This window comes from Bacillus luti, assembly GCF_001884105.1.
Lineage (GTDB): Bacteria > Bacillota > Bacilli > Bacillales > Bacillaceae_G > Bacillus_A > Bacillus_A luti.
This window is the reverse complement of record NZ_MACI01000093.1, coordinates 59589-83968: the sequence shown is the minus strand read 5'-3', so window position 1 is coordinate 83968 and position 24380 is coordinate 59589. Positions and strand designations below refer to the sequence as shown.

Sequence of the window (24380 nt, the reverse complement as noted above, 5' to 3'; positions counted from 1 at the left end):
TCATATTTTTCACTTTTCTACATATAATTTTGTATAGAATAAACAAAATTAATCGAAAAATCGAAAAATGAGCATTTGCAAATCAAAAGACAATTCTGTAAAATAAATTACAAGAAATTGTAATCGTTGCCGATAGCTAAATTTTAACAAAAATTAACAAAATAAAAAAGTTTACTTCACAAAAGTGAAGTAAACTTAAACAGAACCTATTCTAAGAAATCTTTAAGACGTTTACTACGGCTCGGATGTCTTAACTTACGAAGTGCTTTTGCTTCGATTTGACGGATACGCTCTCTCGTTACGCCGAATACTTTCCCAACTTCTTCAAGCGTACGAGTTCGTCCATCATCTAAACCAAAGCGAAGACGTAGAACATTTTCTTCACGATCTGTTAGTGTATCTAACACATCTTCTAATTGTTCTTTTAGCAATTCATACGCTGCATGGTCCGCAGGCGATGTTGCTTCTTGGTCTTCAATAAAGTCACCTAAATGGGAGTCGTCTTCTTCACCGATTGGTGTTTCAAGAGAAACTGGCTCCTGTGCAATTTTTAAGATTTCACGTACTTTTTCTGGTGCAAGATCCATTTCTTCACCAATCTCTTCTGGAGATGGTTCGCGTCCTAAATCTTGTAATAATTGACGTTGTACACGAATTAACTTATTAATTGTTTCAACCATGTGAACTGGAATACGAATTGTTCGCGCTTGGTCTGCAATGGCACGTGTAATCGCTTGGCGAATCCACCAAGTTGCATACGTACTAAATTTGAAACCTTTACGATAATCGAACTTTTCAACTGCTTTAATTAGACCCATATTCCCTTCTTGAATTAAGTCTAAGAAAAGCATACCACGGCCCACGTAGCGCTTTGCAATACTTACTACAAGACGTAAGTTTGCTTCTGCAAGACGACGTTTCGCTTCTTCATCGCCTTCTTCAATACGCGTTGCAAGTCGAATTTCTTCTTCTGCAGATAATAAATCTACACGACCAATTTCTTTTAAGTACATACGAACAGGATCGTTGATTTTAACCCCAGGTGGTACACTTAAATCATTGAGATCAAATTCTTCTTCCGATTTTGCTATTTGGCGATTATTAGGGCCTTCGTCGTTGTCATTGTCGCCAACTAAGTCAATCCCTTGTTCACCTAAATATTCATAGTATTCATCCATTTGATCGGATTCAATTTCAAATCCATTCATGCGTTCTGCAATCTCTTCATATGTAAGAACGCCACGTTTTTTTCCGAGCTCAGTGAGTTGTTCTTTCACTTGCTCAAGGGTCATTTCAGTTTCAATTTGTTTAGAACGAGCTGGTTTATCAGCCATCTGTTCCCCTCCTTACGCGAGATACAAACATTCATTATACTAAAACTTTGTCAAAAAAGCTATTTTCTCGCTTTTTGATTTTGTAAATATGCCACATAATATTTAGCAGCCTCTACAGGATCTGTTTTTTCCATTTGTTTCACTTTAAAGATGATTTCCATCTTCTCCAGTTTTTCCTGATGACGGCTGAGCGTCTCCAAATGGCCTTGTAACACTTCTTCTGTGTATTCTGGATTAATAAATTCATCCGTCGAAATATCAGTTATAATATTTTTCAACTTTTCATCAGAGAGCCAACTTAAAAATGTTCCGACTGAAGGTTCATTTCCCTTTTCATAATATGCGTATAGTTCATATAAAATCCCTTTATGTTCTTCTGTATGAAAATCTTCTATATGAGGTTCCATACGAACGGCTACTTCTGCACTTTGCAACATATGATAAATAATTTCTCTTTCTGCCCTTTCAAAACCTGTTAACTTCGGTTTTGTTTGAACAATTTGAGACGGCTTAGAAACCTGCTTTACTTGTTTTTGCTGTACCTTTTGTTCTTTGCGATATTGGTGCAATTGATTCAAAAGTGTTTCCATTGAATACGAAAATTCTTGCGATAATGACTTCAAATAGGATTCCGCCTGCATCGCATCCTGTAACAACGATAACTCTTTTAAAACACTTTTCACATATTCTTCTTTGCCAGACTCATCTTGCAAATTTTTCCCTAAACGCAAATAATTTATTTTAAAACCAACAAAACTTATACTTGATTTCACAAGATTTTCAAAAGCAGTAGTTCCAAATTGTTGCACATATTCATCAGGATCGAGCTTATCTGGTAAAGATGTAACTTTCACTTGGCAACCAACTTGCAATAATAATTGCCCTGCTTTCATCGTTGCTTCTCGTCCTGCTTTATCACCATCATAGCAAAGAACAACAGTTTCAACGTTACGTCGCAGAAGTTTTGCTTGTTCTTCAGTTAAAGCTGTTCCCATTGTCGCAACAGCTTCTTCCACACCGCTTTTTACCGCAGCTAGTACGTCAGCATACCCTTCAAAAAGAACTACTTGCCCACGTTTTCTAATGAACGGTCTTGCTTGGTGGAAGTTATACAACAATTTACTTTTGTGAAAAATCGGTGTCTCAGGGCTATTTAAATATTTCGGAGTATCATCTCCTAACGCCCTTCCACTAAACGCTATCACCTTGCCTTGTAACGTATAGATTGGAAACATAACTCTTCCACGGAAGCGATCGTAATGACTCCCATCCTTCTCACTTCTTATGAGAAGACCCGCTTGTTCCATACTAGATAGCGATAAACCTCTTTTTTGTAAAATTTTCGTTGCCGCATCCCAAGCAGGTGACGCATAACCAATTTCAAACTTCTCAATCATTTCTTTCGTAATACCACGTTTTAACAAATACGAAAGTGCTTCATTTCCCTCTTCTGTATTTACTAATAAATGATGATAATACTTTTTCAAAAGTTCATGAGCCTGTTGCATGATGACAGTGTCATCAGATATGTCTTCTTGTTGTCCTTGCCCTGATGTATATTCTGCAACCGCAATTCCATTTCTTTCACCAAGCTTTTGAACAGCTTCAGTAAAAGCCAGTCCTTCCATTTTCATTAGAAAGGAAAATACATTTCCACCTTCTCCACATCCGAAGCAATGAAAAATCTGCTTATCAGATGAAACAGAGAACGAAGGAGAATTCTCACCATGAAATGGACAAAGGCCGAAATAGTTACGCCCCTGCTTTCTAAGTTGAACGTATTCACCAATCACTTCAACAATATCGGATGATGTCCGAATCTGTTCAACAACTTCTTCGGGAATTCTGTTCCCCATAACTCCATCTCCGTGTCGTATTTTGTATTCGATATAAATTAAAAAATTCCTTTATAATTCGACAATATTTTTTCTAAATTTGTTAGAAAGTGTTGTCGATTATGTTTCATAAACGATTTTGGACCTTTCACATCAGTCCCTTATCTGCGTAACTGCGCAGATACATACTTACTATATAAAATTGTATTCATTTGCTCATCCGTTACAAATGTGCCTCCTTTGAGACAATACATATACACCTTTTTTACAAGAAGACTAGCAAGCCACATATCCTGTGTGATCACGAGATCTGTTACTTTTATATGTTGATCGATATAAAAATCAACTTTATCTTGTTCAGAATCTACATAGATCCAATCGCCTTGCTGTTTTCCTAAGTGATGAGCATACGATGTGACAAACAAAATCTCGACATAAAATTTCGTTCCAACTCGCACAATTTCAGCCTTCACGGGACATGCATCTGCATCAACTAATATCTTAATTGATGTTTTGCATATTTCTGTATTCTACATCCCTTCTGTGAATCCTTCCATAATGTGCGTTTTCTTGTATAGATTTTGTCGATTTAACGTAATTACATGTCTTTTTGTAAATCCTATCCCTAGTTTATTCTGAAAAATTAAAGTCTAAACGTAAAATATAGGTTTTTATCACAATTTTTTATTATAATATATTTTCTTCAACTACGCTACATATCCCTTTATTTTTTCATCTGACATTTCAGGATAACGAAACCCTACCTTTAACATAATAAAAAAGCAGAAGAATATAAGTATAACCACTCTGCCATAATCTATTACGAAGATAACAAGTACCACATTTCTCGCGAGCGAAAAAAGCACATTCACCTTTGGTAAATGTGCTAAAACATTTTTTGGTTCTGCACTGCATTCACAATAATATTTGCTGTTTCTTCAATCGCTTTATTCGATACATCAATTACTTGACAATTTATTTTGCTAACTACATTCTCGAAGTGATCAATTTCTTCTTTAATACGATTAATGTTTGCATATGTCGCTCCATCACTTAATCCAAGTGACTTTAATCGCTCTTTTCGAATATGATTCAACTTATCTGGCGTAATTTTCAAACCGAAACATTTTTCTTTTGCCACTTGATATAATTCCTCAGGCGGATCCACTTCTGGTACAAGCGGTACATTGGCAACTTTCAAACGTTTGTTATGCGCTAAATATTGTGAAAGTGGCGTTTTCGACGTACGTGAAATTCCAATCAATACGATATCAGCTTTCAAAATACCACGCGCATCTCTACCATCATCGTACTTCACAGCAAATTCAATTGCTTCAATCTTTTTAAAGTATTCTTCATCTAACCTACGAACAACACCTGGCTCATATCTCGGCACTTGTCCTGTAATTTTTTCAATTTGATCGATTAGAGGTCCGATAATATCGTACGCCTCTACACCTTCTTTTGCAGCCTCTGTTACTAAATATTGACGCATGTCAGGCTTCACTAACGTAAAACAAATAATTGCTTGATTACTCTTAGCAATTGAAATCACTTCTTTTAATGTCCCTGTATCTTCTACATACGGTACACGTCTAATATCAGGAGCAAATGGGAACTGGCCCATCGCTGCTCGAACAACTAAATCCGCCGTTTCTCCCACAGAGTCAGATACGACATATACGATTTTATTATCCATTACATTACCTCACTTTAAACAAATTACACTTATTCGTTATTTACTAAGTTTACAAACGCACGTGTAATATTTGTTTTTGTAATTCGTCCAATTACTTCTAGTCCTTGCTTCGTATCTTTTACAACTGGCATCGCATCAATCTGTCTTTCTATTAATTCCATCGCAATATCATATAAAGAATCCTCCCTGCGACACATCGCAATGTTTGGCATCCTTGTCATGATAATATTAACCGGAAGAGAGGTTAAATCCTGCTTCCCTAAGCTAGCTCTTAATAAATCTTTACGAGATACAACACCAACTAATAGAGTCGATTGATCTACAACGAATAATGTACCAACATCCTCTAAAAACATCGTACAAATTGCATCGTATACAGAAACATTTTTATCAATTACAACCGGTCTAGATTGGTAATCTTGTACTTTAATTTTCTTAACAGCTTCAGATAATAGCTGTCCCCCAGTTTTACCCGTATAAAAATAACCTACGCGCGGACGCGCTTCTAAATAACCAGCCATCGTTAAAATTGCTAAGTCTGGTCTTAGCGTTGCACGTGTTAAACCCAATTGCGCTGCAATTGATTCCCCTGTAATAGGACCGTGATCTTTTACAATCTGAATGATATGTTCTTGCCGTTTATTCAGCTCTATGATAATCACCACCTTTAATGCACAACGAAAAAAGTTATACTATCTCTTAAATATTATATACTAAATATGCTATTCGAAAAAGAAAGTATGTAAAAAGGACCGTATACGGCCCAAAATTATATTTGAAACTTATCAAGTTGCTCTAAGAAACGTCTTGATTTCAAATAAATCCCGCAATATTCATCATAATATGTATTCAATACTAAACGCATTTGTTTTTTTGTGCTATCCTTCACTGATACATTGCCAAGTCTATGTAAATCAAAGTGGTAGAAAAGACGCAATAATTTATGAACGGCTTCTCCCACTGGTATACGATACTGATCTTGCTCAGCATGACGTGAGCACAGAAAACCGCCTTCTCGGACAGAGAAGGCGACAAAATCTGTTTCTTGATGACAAATCGCACATGTATCAAAGTACGGGCGCATCCCTAATACCGGAAGCATTTTCGTTTGATAAATTAATGATAATACTTCTGGATCAACACCCTCACACATATAATGCAACGTTTGATATAACATTTCAAATAAATATGGATTATGTTTTTTATCTTCTGTTGCTTTATCCGTTAACTCAACAATAAATGATGCATAAGCAGTTAAAAATATATCCTCGCGAATTTCTTTCATAGTTGAAATAATCTCGCCTTGTTGTAAAGTTCCAAGTCCAGATCCCATTTGAATAAGAAACTGACCATGTGTCATAAGTTGCGAAACTGATGCTAACCGACTTTTCGGTTTTTTCGCCCCTCTTGCCATTGCACTTACCTTACCCAATTCTCTTGAGAATATTGTAACAATCTTGTTCGTTTCTCCGTAATCTGTCGTACGGATAACGATGCCCTCAACTTTTTGAAACATGTTCGTCACCATCCAAGGTTTGAACAAAACGGGTCAAGAAATTGGAGAGTCTAGATGCGCTAGCTCCTCTTCATGTTGATCCATCTCATCGTTTACGTCTTTTTCCATCTCTTTCAAAAGCAAGTACGTTTCAATGCTTCCTGTTTTGGAGAAAAACTTCCAGGTAAAATCTAGCATAAGAATCCACCTTTCTCAATAAGCGTAGCCTATAAACCAATTTCCTTTGTTGTTATTAAATTGACCCATTTTGTCCATTTTCATGTGAGAAAAATTTTTCCTAATTTATCAAAGTTCATAAAAACCAATAATCAGCGGACGAACGAACCATCCACTGATTACAGCCTTACTCTATTTTAGTACTCGTCTTCGCGGAAACCAAGGTCACGAAGCTGTGACATCTTGTTACGCCAATCTTTTTGCACTTTTACCCATACTTCTAAAAATACTTTAGAACCAAGTAGCGATTCAATATCAAAACGAGCGCGCTTACCGACTTCTTTTAACATCTTCCCTTGCTTTCCGATGATGATTCCTTTTTGCGATGGACGTTCAACAACAATCGTTGCATTTATATAAACTGCCCCGCCCTCGCGCTTTTGAATCGCATCGATCACAACAGCCACAGAATGTGGGACCTCTTCACGTGTTAAATGTAGTACTTTCTCACGAATAAGCTCTGCAATAATAAATCTCTCTGGATGATCCGTTACTTGATTATCTGGATAGTATTGTGGCCCTTCTGGTAAATACTTTTTAATTGTTCCAATTAAAGCGTCCACATTATTACCGTCTAATGCAGAAATTGGTACAATCTCTGCAAACTCATGTAGTTTACGGTATTGATCAATTAACTCTAATAATTGCTCTGGATGAAGTTGGTCAATTTTATTAATTACTAAGAATACTGGTTGTTTCGTTTCTTTTAATTTCTCAATGATGAATTCCTCACCACGACCAAATCCTTCAACTGCATTAACCATAAACAGAACAATATCAACTTCTTTTAATGTCGTTTGAGCCATCTTCACCATGAAGTCACCTAGTTTATGTTTAGGTTTATGTATTCCTGGTGTATCAATGAAAATTACTTGTGAATCATTTTCTGTATATACGCCTTGAATTTTATTACGAGTCGTTTGTGGCTTGTCACTCATAATAGCAATTTTTTGGCCGATAATACGGTTTAAAAATGTAGATTTTCCAACATTCGGTCTGCCAATAATAGAGACAAAACCTGATTTATAACCTTTTCTATTCATGTAAATCCTCCGCTAAAAATGCTCCTGGTAACAATTCTCCAACTGTCGTCTCTTGAACGTCACCCTGTAAATTTGATAGGTATACTTTCGTATCCTGTTTACATAATTCTACCATAACTTGTCGACATGCTCCACAAGGAGGTACTGGACGCTTTGTGTCTGCTACAATCGCAATAGCTACAAACTCTTTATCTCCTTCAGAAACTGCCTTAAATAAAGCTGTTCTTTCTGCACAGTTACATAAGCCATATGACGCATTCTCAACATTACATCCACGATATACTTTTCCATCGTGCGTTAATAATGCTGCACCTACTTGAAATTTTGAATATGGTACGTACGCTTGTTTACGCGCTTCGATTGCTTCTTGAATTAATTGTTTACTATTCATATTCCCGCATCCTTCCTGTTCACAGCTGTGAATAGATACATTCTTTCATTAAAGGCCCTTATGGCGCTCCCAAGGCTTAAGAAAAGCTTTGGAATGCAACTATACCATATACGGTAAAAAGATAATAGCACCAATTATAACAGCTATTATTGCAAACAATAAAACCGCTCCCGCTGCAACATCCTTTGCAATTTTTGCAAACGGATGAATATCGGTAGTCGCTAAATCTACTGTTTTTTCCACAGCCGTATTTACCATTTCTAAACTCATTACAATTCCTATTACAATAAGTAATACTGTCCACTCTATTTTCGTAATATGGAAATAAAAGCCGCAGCACATAACAATGACTGCGGCTAAATAATGAATTTTCATATTTCGTTCCTGACGAAGACAAAAGAATATACCAGCTATAGCATATCCAAAACTATCTATAAGTTTTCCTTTTTTCATCGTCCTAATCCAAATGCTTCTAAAATTTCTTTTTGTCTTCCAAACATTTCTTTTTCATCCTCTTCTGTCATGTGGTCATAACCAAGCAAATGTAAAAAGCCATGTAATGCTAAAAAGCCAAGTTCACGATCAAAAGAATGTCCATACTCTTCCGCTTGTTCTTTCGCTCTCGGAATAGAAATAATAAGATCACCTAACATGCGCGGCATTTCTGCACCTACAATTTCCAGTTCTCCTTCTCCCATTTCTTCCATTGCAAAGGAAATTACATCAGTAGGCTGATCCTTATCTCGATAATCACGATTAATCTCACGAATGCGTTCGTTATCTACAAATGTCACTGATAACTCCGCGCCATCCTCTATTTTTTCCATTTGAGCTGCTTTTCCTAATATCTCACGAATTAAATTCACATATTCTTCTTTCACTTCTTCTGTTTCATCAATAAAATCGATTAATAAACTCATTCTTTCTCCTTCTCTTCCGGTGGTTCCGGATATGTAATACGCGAATGGAAAATACCATTTAACGTTTCACATAACGTTTTTCCAACGATTTGTAGTTCCTTAAATGTCAAATCACATTCACTAAATTGTCCATCTTGCAGACGATCTTTAATAATACTTTGCACTAAATTATTAATTTGATCTGGAGTAGGATGATTCATGGAACGTACCGCAGCCTCTACGCTATCAGCTATACCAACAATTGCCGACTCTTTAGAAGTTGCTTTTGACCCTGGATAACGGAACATCTCTTCTGTATATTTTTCTTTATCTTCTTTAATCGCTTTATAATAAAAATACTTAAGTAACGTTGTACCATGATGTTGTCCCGCAATATCAATAATTTCTTGCGGAATATGGTATTCTTCGAGCATCTTTACCCCATCCGTTACATGAGCAATGATAATATCTTTACTCGTTACAGGATCTAATTTATCATGCGGGTTTTCAATCCCCATCTGATTTTCAATAAAGAATCGTGGTTGCACTGTTTTCCCTACATCATGATAATATGCCCCTACGCGAGCTAATACACCATTTGCTCCAACCGCTTCACAAGCCGATTCAGACAAGTTTGCCACCATTACACTATGGTGATATGTCCCTGGCGCTTCTAACAAAATTTTACGCAAAAGCGGATGATTCGGACTGGATAGCTCCATCAGCTTCATACTTGATACAATTCCAAGCCCACTCTCTAAATATGGTAAAATCCCCATAGCAAGAACCGAAGAGATAATTCCAGAAAGGGATGCCATTAATAATTGCGTACCAATTTCAAGAGGTGAAAAATTCCCATTACGTAATAATAATAACGCCGCCAATACGACCACATTTAATACAGAAACGAGTATACCAGCTTGTAAAATCATCGTACGACGATTTTTCTCTCTCAAGAAAATACTCACTGATAACGAACTTAATAACACATAAATACCTACACTATAATTCAGTGTACTTGTTACCCCTTCATTAAACATAATGCTTCCGCACACAGAAAAAATCATACTTGTTAAAAATACAAACCGATCACCAATCATTAGTTTTACTAGTATTGTCCCCATCGCAACTGGAACAACATATGCGATTCCTGCATATTCAAGCTTTTGAAATAAACTAATAATCTTCATTAAAACAATCGTGATAGATAAAATCGTAATATACGCTAAAATGTACGGTCTATCTTCTCGTTTCCTCTGTAAAAACACTTCAAATTGCTTATGCATAAAGTATAGTAGCACACCGATCAGTACCACTAAACCAACATAAGGTTGAAAGCTATTACCTTTCTCTAACAAGCCGACTAATTTCAACTGATTATACATATCACTTGAAATCGTTTCACCTTCTCTAACAAGAACTTGTCCTTGAAGAATATAAACGGGCGGAACTAAGTCTTCCTCCGCTTTTCTCTTCTCTTTTGTTAAAGTTGGATCATAAAAATAGTTGGCTGAGATCGCATACTTCCCTAATGCCTTAATAGATTCCTTTAAACCATTATCGACATTAACACTATTCATCTCACTTACATATCGATCTTTCGCATCCTTCAATTCGTCCATTTTAATATGCCCGCTCATAATACTATTAATAGCTGTAACCGCTGCATCTTTCGCTAATACTAACTGGCTAGGATCCGCATTAATCAAGTTCAGTAAGTTTGAATCAGATAACTCTTTCGTTAATTCAACAGGTAATTTCTTTTTCAGCTTGTCCACTTTCTCAGCATCAGTTATCTTCTTTTGTTCATCTGGTCCAATAGCTTTTATCTCTTGCACCACTTCATCTACTTTTGCAAAGACGTCATTCACAATATCCACTTTATTTTGTTTGTACTCACTTTTATATGTATATTGATCTTCAACTTTTGTAGCCGCTTCTTTTTTCTTTTTGTCTGTTGTAACTTTATCTTCAATTTTTATAGGAGAATGGATTGTCTTTTTCGCAATAGAATATATTTCAACATCTAATTGCTCCGGTTTTACATTATTCATAAGTGCAAAAAACAGCACTGCTCCTAATACAACGTAAGAAATCCAACTTAGTTTTTTCGAATGTTGTAAATTACGAAACCACTTAGAAATTTCTTGAGATCTTGACATGATTTCAATACCTTCTCCTCTCCAGAAATAAAGTGAAACTATTTATAGCTTTCATTTCTTGTAACCAACGACGCTTTCGAAATAACACGTCATCTATCGCTTATTTTCTTCTTCTTTCATGATAGTAAAAAATTGGCCATTCGCCAACCTTATCATACAAAAAGAAATGATCCTGACAAATAGGATCATTCCATTTTATCATATGCCTCAATAATACGTTGCACCAGTGGATGCCTTACAACGTCCGTTTGTTCTAATGTAATGAATGATAGCCCCGATACACCAGATAAAATGTTAGAAGCAAGAGAAAGTCCTGATTTTACCCCTTTTGGCAAGTCTACTTGTGAAGGGTCTCCCGTAATAACCATTTTAGAACTAAAACCTAATCTTGTTAAAAACATTTTTATTTGGGCACCCGTTGTATTTTGTGCTTCATCTAAAATAACAAATGAATCATCGAGCGTACGCCCTCTCATATAGGCAAGAGGTGCGATTTCAATTACTCCACGCTCCATCATACGTTGCGTATATTCTTGTCCAAGAATGTCGTGCAGTGCATCATACAATGGACGTAAATACGGATCTACCTTCTCTTTTAAATCACCTGGTAAAAAACCTAAGCTCTCCCCTGCTTCTACAGCAGGTCTCGTTAAAATAATTTTCTTTACATACCCTTGCTTTAAAGCTCTAACAGCCATTACTACAGCTAAGTATGTTTTACCAGTCCCTGCAGGTCCTATTCCAAATACAATATCATTCTTCTTCATTGCATGAATATATCGTCTTTGCCCCATCGTTTTTACACGAATCGATTTACCTTTTGCAGTTTTAAAGATTTCTTCTTCATATAACTCTTCAAATTGAGCAATTTTCCCTTGTTGCGCAAGCTGGATCGCATACGCGACATCTCTTTCTGTAATTGATACACCTTTACGGATCACAACAAGTAATTGCTGCAAGATTTTTTCTACGAGTGTCACAGTTTCATCTGCTCCAGATACATGAACAGTTTCTCCTCTAGTTACAATCGATACATTAAGTTCTCTTTCAATTACTTTTAAATGAGCATCATTTACTCCAAAAAGAGCGATTGCTTCGTTAGGATTTTCCAGTTGTTGGTTCATTTCTACTAATTGTTCTGCCATTACTCAGTCTCCTTGAATATCGGATTCAGATATCGGTTGTGGCTCTGCAATATTTTCAATTACCGTATAATGCAATGTAACTTTTAGTTGATCCGCCTCAACCTCTTTACTCAAAATCTTATCACTTACAATCATAGCATGTTCATCCAATTTTTTCTTTAGTTCTTTTTCTGCCATCTCTTTTGCTACTTTCATCGCTTGTTTTTCTGTATATTCTCGATTCGCTTCTTCCTCTTCTCGCACTATATCTTTTTCGTATGCAATCGGTAATGTAAAACCAAATAATTTCACATCGTGTTTTACATTTTCCGTACGAGAACGTTTATACTTATCATGTTGAAATCCCCATATTTTTATTTTCGCACTCCCAAATGTAAGAAAATATTCATTATACGCATTACCTGTATATACTTGAAATTGCGTCTTGAGCGGGACATTCACCTGAGATGTGTACCACGTTTCTCCATATACAATACCTTTCGCTGAAACAATCGTCGGATCCTCTTCATTACCATATATCCCTGATACAAGAAGCTGTCCCTTTTCTACATGATCATTTTTCAGGACGACTGGTTTTCCAACTTCAACAAATGTTTTTGTAACAATCGCTTCTTTTTTCGCCACTAAATTTTGTGCTTTTTGTTCTTTCTCTTTTTTCGGCTCATTTTTTTCAACAATTTTAAAATGGTATGTCGTTCCTCTTATTTCTAGCCCCGCCCATGTAATTGCATTAATATTATCTGTCAAATGACGTTGCACATCTTCTACACTAGGCATTTGAAACTGTAATTTCCCTTTTTTAATACCCATTTTGTCCAATTCTTTCATCAATATATATTCTGTTTCAGGTTTCGCTCCTGTAATTTCGATTTTCCAAACCATATTTGATAATGCAATCATACCAAAGAAGAAAATTAGAAACCCAATTAAAAATCCACTATTTTTAATTAAACGCTTATTCCAAAAAGGAAAACCGTAACGTCCAATAAAATATAATTTACATTCATTTTTTCTGTAAATTGGTTTTATTTTCTTCACATCTCGTAATAACATACAAAAGACTAACGTTTCATCAGCAATCTTCTTAACATCCCAAACTAATAATTTTCTACGCACACATTCGTTAACGAACCGTTCCGCTCCTCTACCTTCAATTCGTACTTTCACATATCCAAGCCACTTTATAAACCATTTGTTTTTCATCTACTACCTTCACTACCTTTCCAAAAGTAGACACACTACTTTTCAAGTTAATTAACAAAATAGCTCGTACGAAAATGAAATATGGAATTTTATCGCCCCTAACCCTAAATAAAACGATAAACTGAATAGAAAAGTCGACTCACAAGAATAAGAAGAAAAACTTCACATATGGAAGTTTCCCTCACTCTTTTTTCTTTTCATTTTCTAAAAAAGTCACTTGTTCAATTATCCCTTCAAGCAAAAGTTCTTCTGGAAGGATTGTTTTAATAACAAAGGATTTCCCCTTAATTAATAACTGACCATGCTTTAACAACAATCTCACTTCTTTATCTGAAAATACTAATAAACCTCGATGATTTTCTATATAGATATGCACTTGCCCAACAAGCGTAATCCGAGGTAGATCCATTAGCACATCCACTGGCAGGTCTATTTGCTTCGTTAACCAATTCTTCATTTGTTCTAATTTTTTCATCTCAAAAGACCTCCTCTCATCCCATATGTATGAAAAAAGAGCTTGCAATATCACGTCCAAACTGAAAAAAAGCATAAAAAAACGTCTCATACGAAATGAGACGCTTTTTTATGCTAATAGCTGGATAACCAGCTTATTCACTAGTGATCCGTCTGTTTTACCTTTTACTTTCGGCATAACAGCAGTCATCACTTTACCCATATCTGCTTTAGATGTAGCACCAACTTCAGAAATAACTTGCTTAATTACATTCGCTAATTCTTCTTCCGTTAATTGCTCCGGCAAATATGCGCTTAAAATCTGAATTTCACTTTGCAGTTTATCAACAAGGTCTTCACGACCAGCTTTTTTAAATTCAAGGAGGGAGTCCTTATACTGTTTTACTTCACGAGCTAAAACTGTTAATTCCTCTTCATCAGTAAGAGTATGTTGCAGTTTAATGCTTTCATTTTGTAAAGCAGCCTTAACCATACGAATAACGGTTAATTTTTCTTTTTGTTTATTCTTCATCGCTTGTTTCATATCATCGTTTAAACGACCGAGAAGACTCATAACTTACACCCTCTCTTAGAATTTACGCTTTCTTGCCGCTTCAGATTTCTTCTTACGTTTTACACTTGGTTTTTCATAAAACTCGCGCTTTCTTGCTTCAGCAAGTGTACCAGTTTTAGAAACCGATCTTTTAAAACGGCGAAGTGCATCCTCCAAAGACTCGTTTTTACGAACGACTGTTTTTGACATTCTCTTTCCCTCCCTCCGAAACATCACACTTACATACTAACTTCAGCATGCAAAAAGAAACACTTCTTCAGCATGTCTTTTACGATTATAATACATTTTATCACTTCAGGTCAACTATTTGACAGAATAAAAGAAGAATAGATGCTCTTCCTTTTTAAAATATGGTTATCCTTTTCCCCTGAAGACAACCATATTTTTATCATTACATCGTTTTTAATACAAGGATTCACTAAAAAACTACTCACTTAACACACTCATCTTGTAAACATTTAACTTTTTCATAAAAAATAAAGCATGCAAACTGTCTCCGTTTGCATGCTTTTTTATCCCACTGATTAAAGTTTCACTTTATGCGCTTGCTGATTCTTTTTTTACATCATCTTCAAGAACACGAACAAATTGCGCTTCATTATATGGATAACCAGCTTTCGTAATTTTCACTTTCACTAATTTACCAATTAAGTCTTCTGATCCTTCAAATACAATTTTCAAGTAGTTATCTGTATAACCTACATATAACCCTTCACGGTCACCCTCTTTAAATTGCTCTTCCGGAATAATTTCAAGCACTTCACCTTCAAACTGTGACGCATACTCTTTCGCTAATTGATTAGATAATTCAATCAAACGATGGACACGATCGTTCTTCACATCTTCAGGTACTTGATCTTCCATACGTGCTGCAGGTGTTCCTGTACGTTTTGAATAAGGGAACACGTGTAACTCTGAGAAGCGATTCTCTTTAATGAAATTATATGTTTCCATAAATTCTTCTTCTGTTTCACCTGGGAAGCCAACGATTACGTCTGATGTAATCGCAAGACCTGGTAATGCTTCTTTCAAACGATCTAAACGCTCTTGGAAAAATTCCATCGTATACTTACGACGCATACGTTTTAATACAGTATTAGATCCTGATTGCAACGGAATGTGCAGGTGGCGTACAACTACTTCAGACTTATCTAACACTTCAATTACTTCATCTGAAATTTGACTTGCTTCAATAGAAGAAATACGAAGACGTTTTAATCCGCCTACTTCCGCTTCCATATCACGAAGTAATCCAGCTAAATTATAATCTTTAATATCTTCACCGTATCCACCTGTATGAATACCTGTTAATACGATTTCTTTATAGCCTGCATCTACTAATTGTTGCGCTTGTTTAATAACTTCTTTTCCATCACGAGAACGCATTAAACCACGCGCCCAAGGAATGATACAGAATGTACAGAAGTTATTGCAACCCTCTTGGATTTTTAAAGACGCACGTGTACGATCCGTGAAATAAGGTACATCAAGTTCTTCGTATACACGTGTTTTCATAATGTTGCGGACAGCATTAATTGGTTGACGCTCTTGGCGGAACTCTTCGATGTAGCCTAACATCTTTTCACGATCTTGTGTACCAACTACAATATCTACACCTGGAATCGCCATAATTTCCGCTGGAGATGTTTGTGCATAACATCCTGTTACACAAATAACCGCATCCGGATTTTGACGCACAGCACGTCTAATTACTTGACGGCTTTTCTTATCTCCAGTATTCGTTACTGTACATGTGTTAATAACATATACATCAGCTTTCTTTTCATATTCAGTTCTTTCATAACCACCTTGTTTAAACAATTGCCAAATGGCTTCTGTTTCATAGTGGTTTACTTTACAACCTAACGTATGGAACGCAACAGTTGACATTGATCATCACCCCATCAATTCAAAATGATACGAAGCAGCACTTAGCGCATATAGCGGCGCTGTCTCTGTTCTTAAAATTCTCGGTCCTAAACTACATGGTACAAATTTATGTTCACGAAGCATAGCAATCTCTTCCTCGGCTAAGCCACCTTCTGGTCCAAATACAATTAATAGTTTTTGGCCTGGTTTCATCGTCGTTAAAGCTTTCGCAAAATTGGATTTCTCACCTTGCTTTGCTTCCTCCTCATAGGCAACAAGACAAACATCATACTCATTACTCATTGAAAGCAATTGCTTAAACGATGCCGGAGCATGTACTTCTGGAACTTCACTTCTATGTGACTGTTCCGCAGCTTCTTTCACAATTTTTTTCAAACGCTCAACTTTTTTATCAGCTTTTTTCGCATCCCATTTTACGATAGAACGAGATGCTTGAAATGGTAAGAATGCAGCTGCCCCAAGCTCAGTTCCTTTTTGAAAAATTAACTCTAACTTGTCTCCTTTTGGCAGTCCACTTGCAATCGTCACGAAAACAGGAAGTTCACTTGACGCCTCTACCCATTCTACAATAGCCGTATTAATAAATTCACTGGTAATTTCATCAATTGAACATACTGCTGTTTTTCCGTTTACACAGCAATAAATATGATCACCAGCTGACATACGCATCACTCTTGCGATATGATGTACGTCATCACCTACAATGCGAATACTTGTCTCATTTACATATTTCTCTTCTACAAAATAACGTTGCATATAATCACCTTAGTAGAGTTTCGTTCCTTTCGTAAGCCAACACTTACGAAAAGAACGAAACGTTATCATTTTTCATATAACAAACGGCAAGTCCCTCACCTTATAGTGAGAGACTCCCCTTTTCATTATAAACTAAAATCTATATTACGCATTTCGTGCAATAATTGCTACCCAATCTTCCATTCGTAACACTTCTTCAATTGTAAATCCAGCTTTTTCTAACGCTTCAGAAATCACTTTTTCTTTCGCAGCAATAATGCCCGATGTAATAAATAATCCGCCTGATTTCACAACTCGTGCTGCATCTTCAGGGAATAAAAGAATAATTTCTGCCAGTAAATTAGCTACGATTAAATCAACAGGACCTTCAATGCCCTCTAAAAGACTATTTTGCCCAACAGACACGATGTCATCTGTTTTATTTAAACGTACATTCATTTCTGCACTTTCCACTGCAACTGGATCTAAATCATATGCTTGAACAGCAGACGCACCTAATTTTGCCGCTGCAATACTAAGTACACCAGAACCTGTTCCTACATCAATGATAGTGTCACCTGGCTGAACTGTTTTTTCTAAAGCACGAATACACATCGTTGTTGTTGGATGCGTTCCTGTTCCAAACGCCATACCTGGATCTAATTCAATGATTTTTTCATCCGGAGAAGACGGTGTATATTCTTCCCACGTTGGCACAATTGTGAATGTATCAGAAATTTGTACTGGATGGTAATATTTTTTCCAAGCAGTAGCCCAATCTTCTTCATTGACTTCGTTAACGGTAATATTTCCAGTACCAATTTCGATGTCGTAAGATGGAAGCATATCAATAGATGATTTTACACCTGCAATCGTTTCATGTAAAGAATCCGTTTGCGGGAAGTATGCTTTTATTAATACACCCTCCGCCGGATATTCATCTGGGTTCAATGCATAAATTTCACCATATTGTTGCTCGCGCTCTTTCGTCAATTCCGCTGGGTCCTCAATCGCAACTCCGCTAGCACCAGCTTCATGTAAAATATGAGAGACAGCTTCTACTGCTTCTTCTGTTGTATGAATACTAATTTCTGACCATTTCACAATTTACCAACTCCATTTTTTATTTCCATTATTCCCCTTTGAAAGCACGTTTAAGCTTTCCGAATAAACTATCATCCTGCTCTTCTTGTCCCGCGAATTCACGTAATAAATCTTTTTGATGTGAAGTTAATTTCGTCGGTACAACAACACGAACGACTACATATTGATCCCCTTGACCGTAACCACGTACGTTCGGAGCTCCTTTTCCTTTTAAGCGGAATTCTGTTCCTGTTTGTGTTCCTGCTGGAATTTTCAGCTTCACTTTACCATGAACAGTAGGAACTTCCACTTCCGCACCAAGTGCCATTTGCGCAAATGTTAATGGCATTTCGCAAATAATGTGATCTCCTTCACGCTCGAAGAATTCATGATTTCGTACATGAACGACAACATATAAATCTCCTGCTGGTCCGCCATTTACGCCCGCTTCACCTTTTCCAGTTACACGAATTTGTTGGCCATTATCGATACCCGCTGGAATTTTAACGTTAATTTTTTTACGTTTACGTACTTTACCAGAACCGTGACATGTCGTACATTTTTCTTTAATCATTTGACCAGTTCCTGAACAATGACCACAAGCTTGACGGTTCACAATACGACCAAACGGTGTATTTTGTTCTACACTTACTTGCCCTGATCCTGAACAATGTTTACATGTTTCTTTTGAAGTTCCTGGTTTTGCTCCACTACCTTTACAAGTATCGCATGGATCTTCTACTGGAATCTCGACATTTAGCTCTTTACCAAAAATAGCTTCTTCAAACTCTAAAGTAACTTGATATTGTAAGTCATCACCTTGGCGCGGAGCATTTGGATCACGACGTCTGCCGCCACCACCACCAAAGAATGAACTAAAGATATCTTCAAAACCGAAGCCACCACCGAAGTCTCCTCCGCCGCCAAAGCCACCGAAACCTTGATTCGCACCAGCATGACCAAATTGATCGTACTGCGCACGCTTTTGATCATCACTTAATACTTCATATGCTTCTTGTACTTCTTTGAACTTTTCAATAGCATTCTCTTCTTTACTTACGTCTGGATGGTATTTTTTAGCCAAACGACGATACGCTTTTTTAATTTCATCTTTTGAAGCGCCCTTGCTAAGTCCAAGGACCTCATAATAATCTCGTTTACTCATAAATTTGCAACCCCCGAATCTTTCACATAAACGTAATTTTAACACCGAAAGAAAGTGCTTTGCAACAAAGTTTCCTCACTTACAGTATGCAAAATAAAAAACTTAAGCTCCTCACACATTTCTCCTCATTCATGAAAAAAGCCAAAGCCAAGGCACGCTTGACTTTGACTTTTTGTCATCTTACTTATTATGTTTACAGTTGAATTACTTGTCTTCTTTTACTTCTTCAAACTCAGCATCAACTACATTGTCTTTCTTCGCACCAGCGTCTTGTGCTCCTTGTGCACCTTCCGCTTGCCCTGCAGCTGCTTGAGCTTGCTCGTATAATTTAACACTTAATTGTTGTACGATTTCTTGTAAAGCGTCTTTTTTCGCACGGATTTCTTCAAGTTCGTTTTTCTCGATTGCCGCTTGTAATGCTTCTTTCGCTTCTGTTGCTTTTGCTACTTCAGCTGCATCTACTTTACCTTCTAAATCTTTTACAACTTTGTCTGTTTGGAATACAAGTTGATCAGCTTCGTTACGAAGTTCAACTTCTTCCTTACGTTTTTGGTCAGCGTCAGCATTTGCTTCTGCTTCTTGTACCATACGATCTACTTCTTCATCAGAAAGACCTGAAGAAGATTGGATTGTAATAGCTTGCTCTTTGCTTGTTCCTAAGTCTTTTGCACGCACGTTAACGATACCGTTCGCATCAATATCGAATGTTACTTCGATTTGTGGAATACCACGTGGTGCTGGTGGAAGGTCTGTTAATTGGAAACGACCTAGCGTTTTGTTGTCAGCTGACATTGGACGCTCACCTTGTAATACGTGAATGTCTACAGCTGGTTGGTTATCAGCAGCTGTTGAGAATACTTGTGACTTACTTGTTGGAATTGTAGTGTTACGCTCGATTAATTTCGTGAACACACCACCCATAGTTTCAATACCTAAAGAAAGTGGAGTTACGTCTAATAATAGTACGCCTTCTACATCACCAGTAAGTACGCCACCTTGAACTGCAGCACCTAATGCTACAACTTCATCAGGGTTTACACCTTTATATGGTTCTTTACCAGTTTCACGTTTAATAGCTTCTTGTACAGCTGGGATACGAGTAGATCCACCAACAAGGATAACTTTATCTAATTCGCTTGGAGCAAAACCAGCATCTTTTAATGCACGACGAGTTGGCTCTAGAGTTCTTTCAACAAGTCCTGCTGAAAGCTCTTCGAATTTCGCTCTTGTTAATGTTAATTCTAAGTGTAATGGACCAGCAGCTCCAGCACTAATGAATGGTAATGAAATTTGTGTTTGTGTTACGCCAGAAAGATCTTTTTTCGCTTTTTCAGCTGCATCTTTCAAACGTTGAAGTGCCATTTTATCTTGGCTTAAATCAATGTTGTTTTCTTTTTTGAACTCAGCCACTAAGTGGTCAATAATAACTTGGTCAAAGTCATCTCCACCAAGACGGTTGTCACCAGCAGTTGAAATAACTTCGAATGTTCCGTCTGCTAACTCAAGGATAGATACGTCAAATGTACCGCCACCTAAGTCATATACTAAGATTTTTTGCTCTTCATCTTGTTTTTCTAAACCGTAAGCAAGCGCTGCAGCTGTTGGTTCGTTAATGATACGCTCAACTTCTAAACCAGCGATACGACCAGCATCTTTTGTTGCTTGACGTTCTGCATCGTTGAAGTATGCAGGTACTGTAATAACAGCTTTCGTTACTGTTTCACCTAAGTATGCTTCAGCAGAAGCTTTTAAGTTTTGTAAAATAATTGCAGAAATCTCTTGAGGTGTATAATCTTTACCTTCAACTTCTACTTTGTAGTCTGTACCCATATGACGTTTAACAGACATGATTGTATTTGGGTTTGTAATTGCTTGACGCTTTGCAACTTCCCCAACTTGACGCTCTTCATTTTTGAAAGCTACAACAGAAGGTGTTGTACGATTTCCTTCTGGATTTGGGATAACCTTTGGTTCTCCACCTTCCATAACAGCTACACAAGAGTTTGTTGTACCTAAGTCAATACCGATAATTTTACTCATGGCGAATCCTCCTACTTTTATGTAAATTATTGATTTACTTTTACCATTGATGGGCGAATCACACGATCTTTTAGTTTATAACCTTTTTGGAATTCCTCCACAACCGCGTTTGATTCAAATTCACTGTCTTCCACTTGCATAATAGCTTGGTGCTCATTAGGATCAAACTGTTTACCAACAGCCTCAATCACTTCAACACCTTCTTTAGTCAGCGCTTCTAGCAATTGACGATGCACCATTTCCATACCTTGTAATAAGGACTTCGTTTGCTCGTCAGCTGCTTCCACTTGCATTGCTCTTTCAAAATTATCAAGAGCTGGCAAAATATCTGAAACTAGACTTTGTGCTCTATATTTTTCAGCAGCCTGTTTATCCATTTGAACACGGCGCTTATAATTTTCAAAATCAGCTTGTAGACGTAATGTGCGACCTTCCGTTTCCGTTAGTTTCGCTTGTAGCTCATCTACTTTTTCTTGTAAAAGAGCAGCCTCACTTTTTGCTTCTACAGTTTCTTCACTGTTTTCTGGCGTGACAGCTTCTTCAACTTGCGCTTCTTTTACTTCTTCTACCACTTGTTCGTTACGCTCTTCCACAATATTCACCTCCTTAAAAGGTATTAGGTACCATGTTAAACACAATTACCTAAGCATTATATATTACACACAGCAATGAAAAGTTCATCACTTGAGCGAATGTATTACTCTCATTTACTTTTTAAGTCCATCTGTAAATTGTCTCGTAAATAATTGTAACAAACTAATTACCCGAGAGTATTGCATTCTTGTCGGACCTAAAATAGCAATTGTTCCAAGCTGTTCTTCTCCAATCGAATATGTTGCAGAAATTAAACTACAATCTTCCATGGCTGTCGCAGAGTTTTCCCTACCAATTTTCACTTGAATGCCTACTTGTTTATGACGCAAAATATCATAAAACTCAGCTTCGTTATCAATCATCGTCAGCAAGGATCTTACTTTGTGAATGTCATGGAACTCTGGTTGCGAAAGCATATTTGCTTTTCCTCCAAAGTATATCTTTTCCGATAAAGGAACTTGAAATGTACCATCTAACATTTTTATTGCACTATCGTAATTATGAACATACCCACGCAATACCGTAACAATCTCCTTAAAGATTTTATTATGGAGTTCTGACATTGGTACGCCTGATAGCTTTTCATTTAAAATATTAACCATTTTTTCTAAATCTGATAAATCAACAGATTCCGGAACGGTAATCGTTTTGCTTTGTACATGCCCTGTATCCGTTACAATAATAGCGACTGCAGTTTGACGATCAAGCGGAACAATTTGTACGTTTTTAAGTTTATTTGTGCTTAACTTCGGTCCAAGAACAATGGCCGTATAATTTGTAAGCTCTGATAAAATTTGAGCCGATTGCTGTGCAATCTTTTCCGCTTCAAAAATTCTTTCAGCAAATAAATCTTTAATTTGTACAATTTCATCGTTTGGTAAGTTTTGCGGCGCTAAAAGATGGTCTACATAAAATCGGTATCCTTTCTCAGAAGGAACACGTCCAGAAGAACTGTGTGTTTTCTCAATAAATCCTAGCTCCTCTAAATCAGCCATTTCATTTCGAATAGTAGCTGAACTAAACGTAATTTCATCTTTCTTAGCCAACGTCCTCGACCCAACAGGTTGCGCTGATCCAATAAAGTCATCAATAATTGTTTGTAAAATTAAGAGCTGACGTTCCGTAAGCATCTCATCATCACCTCTGTTAGCACTCTTTGTCTTCGAGTGCTAAATCTATTAATAACTTACCAAAATTGACATTCAATTGTCAACGGAAACGTCACGAAATAATGAAACTTTTTCACGTTAATGGAACATTTAATTAGTCAATCAAAAATGATTGGAATACTTCATTCCCTAATAATTTTCCTTTTCGCGTTAAACGAACATATCCATCGCTCTCTTCAAGCAATCCTTGTTCTTGGTTGTTTTGTAACTGCTTCGCGAAAACTTGATCCATCTCCATCTTAAATTTCTTTTGAAATGCTATTTTAGATACACCTTTTGTTTTTCGAAGTCCTAAGAACAACTCTTCTTCCATTTTTTCTTTCTCCGTCACCACGTGAACATCTAAATACGGAAATCCGGTTTCATCAATTTTATTGAAATATTGCTTGAGTGGCCCTACATTTTGAATACGTTCTCCATTTACATAACTATGCGCTCCAGCTCCAAATCCATAATACTCTTCATTATTCCAGTATGTGAGGTTATGTCTACTTTCATTATCACCTTTTGAGAAATTACTAATTTCATACTGGGTATAGCCGTGTTTCTCCATTTCATCCATTACCATTTCGTACATTTTCGCTTCATGGTCTTCACCTGGAAGTCTTAATTTCCCTTTATTCATTAAGTTATAAAACACAGTTTTCGGTTCCACAATTAATGAGTATGCCGAGAAATGTTGTACACCAAGCGTAAAAGCAATGTCTAATGTTTCTTTTACATCTTCTATCGTTTGTCCTGGTAAAGCATAAATAATATCTACATTTATATTTTTGAAGCCCACTTCCTGCGCTTCTCGAATTGCTACAAACGCATCTTCCCTCGTATGCTTGCGTCCAATTTTCTCAAGCAGTTCATCACGGAACGTTTGTACACCAAAACTAATTCTGTTCACTCCACCTTCTAACAATACATTTAACTTCTCTTTCGGTAAATCACCTGGATTCGCTTCAAATGTTAGTTCACAATTCGGAGCAAACGGACGTAAACGACGGTTAATAATATCGAGTAATTTTTTCGTCTGTTCCATATTTAACGCTGTCGGAGTTCCACCGCCCACAAAAATCGTTTTCATACTATCAAACGGCACTTTTTGAACCGTGTTTATTATTTCCTTCTCTAAATACTCTAAATATTGATCAACCGGTTGGCGTTCAATAAACACTTTATTAAAATCACAATAGTGACAAATGTGCTGACAAAACGGAATATGAATATATGCAGCTTGCACCAA

General features: G+C 36.7%; 25 protein-coding genes. All 25 read right to left on the bottom strand.

The window, feature by feature from the left end; genetic code table 11:
- Positions 1-206 precede the first annotated feature (206 nt).
- Positions 207-1334 (bottom strand): RNA polymerase sigma factor RpoD, encoded by a 1128-nt coding sequence (rpoD, locus tag BAQ48_RS23110; RefSeq protein ID WP_000764060.1) that lies wholly within the window; start codon positions 1332-1334, stop codon positions 207-209.
- Positions 1335-1393: 59 nt separating this feature from the next.
- Positions 1394-3190, bottom strand: coding sequence for a DNA primase (dnaG, locus tag BAQ48_RS23105; RefSeq protein WP_071712983.1), 1797 nt, complete (start codon positions 3188-3190; stop codon positions 1394-1396).
- A 140-nt stretch (positions 3191-3330) separates the two neighbouring features.
- Positions 3331-3642 (bottom strand): DUF188 domain-containing protein, encoded by a 312-nt coding sequence (locus tag BAQ48_RS23100; RefSeq protein WP_084065034.1) that lies wholly within the window; start codon positions 3640-3642, stop codon positions 3331-3333.
- A gap of 413 nt (positions 3643-4055) precedes the next feature.
- Complete coding sequence (locus tag BAQ48_RS23095; RefSeq protein WP_000368934.1) at positions 4056-4868, bottom strand: pyruvate, water dikinase regulatory protein; 813 nt, start codon at positions 4866-4868, stop codon at positions 4056-4058.
- 29 nt (positions 4869-4897) lie between these two features.
- Complete coding sequence (gene ccpN, locus BAQ48_RS23090; protein ID WP_000583758.1) at positions 4898-5530, bottom strand: transcriptional regulator CcpN; 633 nt, start codon at positions 5528-5530, stop codon at positions 4898-4900.
- 107 nt (positions 5531-5637) lie between these two features.
- Entirely contained in the window at positions 5638-6384 is a 747-nt protein-coding gene (gene recO / locus BAQ48_RS23085) for a DNA repair protein RecO (protein ID WP_071712981.1), read from the bottom strand.
- 33 nt (positions 6385-6417) lie between these two features.
- Positions 6418-6561, bottom strand: coding sequence for a YqzL family protein (locus tag BAQ48_RS23080; RefSeq protein ID WP_000883924.1), 144 nt, complete (start codon positions 6559-6561; stop codon positions 6418-6420).
- Positions 6562-6737: 176 nt separating this feature from the next.
- Positions 6738-7643 carry a GTPase Era gene (era, locus tag BAQ48_RS23075; protein ID WP_001080238.1) on the bottom strand — a complete coding sequence of 302 codons (906 nt, stop codon included), beginning with the start codon at positions 7641-7643 and terminating at the stop codon, positions 6738-6740.
- On the bottom strand, positions 7636-8034 hold the full coding sequence (locus BAQ48_RS23070; protein ID WP_071712980.1) for a cytidine deaminase: 399 nt from the start codon (positions 8032-8034) through the stop codon (positions 7636-7638). The genes era and BAQ48_RS23070 overlap by 8 nt, the downstream gene beginning before the upstream one ends.
- 99 nt (positions 8035-8133) lie before the next feature.
- Positions 8134-8487: a diacylglycerol kinase family protein gene (locus BAQ48_RS23065; RefSeq protein WP_071712979.1), complete on the bottom strand. Its 354-nt coding sequence runs from the start codon at positions 8485-8487 to the stop codon at positions 8134-8136.
- Positions 8484-8954 carry an rRNA maturation RNase YbeY gene (gene ybeY / locus BAQ48_RS23060; RefSeq protein ID WP_071712978.1) on the bottom strand — a complete coding sequence of 157 codons (471 nt, stop codon included), beginning with the start codon at positions 8952-8954 and terminating at the stop codon, positions 8484-8486. The genes BAQ48_RS23065 and ybeY overlap by 4 nt, the downstream gene beginning before the upstream one ends.
- A complete protein-coding gene (locus BAQ48_RS23055; RefSeq protein WP_071712977.1) occupies positions 8951-11095 on the bottom strand; it encodes an HD family phosphohydrolase in 2145 nt (714 codons plus the stop codon). Before BAQ48_RS23055 ends, ybeY begins: the two co-directional genes overlap by 4 nt.
- Before the next feature lie 185 nt (positions 11096-11280).
- Positions 11281-12240, bottom strand: coding sequence for a PhoH family protein (locus BAQ48_RS23050; protein ID WP_071712976.1), 960 nt, complete (start codon positions 12238-12240; stop codon positions 11281-11283).
- A gap of 3 nt (positions 12241-12243) precedes the next feature.
- Positions 12244-13443 (bottom strand): sporulation protein YqfD, encoded by a 1200-nt coding sequence (gene yqfD / locus BAQ48_RS23045; protein ID WP_071712975.1) that lies wholly within the window; start codon positions 13441-13443, stop codon positions 12244-12246.
- Positions 13444-13624: 181 nt separating this feature from the next.
- Complete coding sequence (yqfC, locus tag BAQ48_RS23040; protein WP_071712974.1) at positions 13625-13918, bottom strand: sporulation protein YqfC; 294 nt, start codon at positions 13916-13918, stop codon at positions 13625-13627.
- Between the two features lie 108 nt (positions 13919-14026).
- A complete protein-coding gene (locus BAQ48_RS23035; RefSeq protein ID WP_000054584.1) occupies positions 14027-14470 on the bottom strand; it encodes a GatB/YqeY domain-containing protein in 444 nt (147 codons plus the stop codon).
- A 15-nt stretch (positions 14471-14485) separates the two neighbouring features.
- Positions 14486-14659: a 30S ribosomal protein S21 gene (gene rpsU / locus BAQ48_RS23030; RefSeq protein ID WP_000048061.1), complete on the bottom strand. Its 174-nt coding sequence runs from the start codon at positions 14657-14659 to the stop codon at positions 14486-14488.
- A 348-nt stretch (positions 14660-15007) separates the two neighbouring features.
- Positions 15008-16360, bottom strand: a complete 1353-nt coding sequence (gene mtaB / locus BAQ48_RS23025; RefSeq protein WP_071712972.1) for a tRNA (N(6)-L-threonylcarbamoyladenosine(37)-C(2))-methylthiotransferase MtaB — start codon at positions 16358-16360, stop codon at positions 15008-15010.
- Positions 16361-16366: 6 nt separating this feature from the next.
- Positions 16367-17116 carry a 16S rRNA (uracil(1498)-N(3))-methyltransferase gene (locus BAQ48_RS23020; protein ID WP_071712970.1) on the bottom strand — a complete coding sequence of 250 codons (750 nt, stop codon included), beginning with the start codon at positions 17114-17116 and terminating at the stop codon, positions 16367-16369.
- A gap of 144 nt (positions 17117-17260) precedes the next feature.
- A complete protein-coding gene (prmA, locus tag BAQ48_RS23015; protein ID WP_000872095.1) occupies positions 17261-18199 on the bottom strand; it encodes a 50S ribosomal protein L11 methyltransferase in 939 nt (312 codons plus the stop codon).
- A gap of 28 nt (positions 18200-18227) precedes the next feature.
- Positions 18228-19343, bottom strand: coding sequence for a chaperone protein DnaJ (dnaJ, locus tag BAQ48_RS23010; protein WP_000043941.1), 1116 nt, complete (start codon positions 19341-19343; stop codon positions 18228-18230).
- Between the two features lie 204 nt (positions 19344-19547).
- Complete coding sequence (gene dnaK / locus BAQ48_RS23005) at positions 19548-21383, bottom strand: chaperone protein DnaK (RefSeq protein WP_000034698.1); 1836 nt, start codon at positions 21381-21383, stop codon at positions 19548-19550.
- Between the two features lie 26 nt (positions 21384-21409).
- A complete protein-coding gene (gene grpE, locus BAQ48_RS23000; protein WP_071712969.1) occupies positions 21410-21976 on the bottom strand; it encodes a nucleotide exchange factor GrpE in 567 nt (188 codons plus the stop codon).
- Positions 21977-22090: 114 nt separating this feature from the next.
- Positions 22091-23107, bottom strand: coding sequence for a heat-inducible transcriptional repressor HrcA (gene hrcA, locus BAQ48_RS22995; protein ID WP_061658308.1), 1017 nt, complete (start codon positions 23105-23107; stop codon positions 22091-22093).
- Positions 23108-23240: 133 nt separating this feature from the next.
- Complete coding sequence (hemW, locus tag BAQ48_RS22990; RefSeq protein ID WP_071712968.1) at positions 23241-24380, bottom strand: radical SAM family heme chaperone HemW; 1140 nt, start codon at positions 24378-24380, stop codon at positions 23241-23243.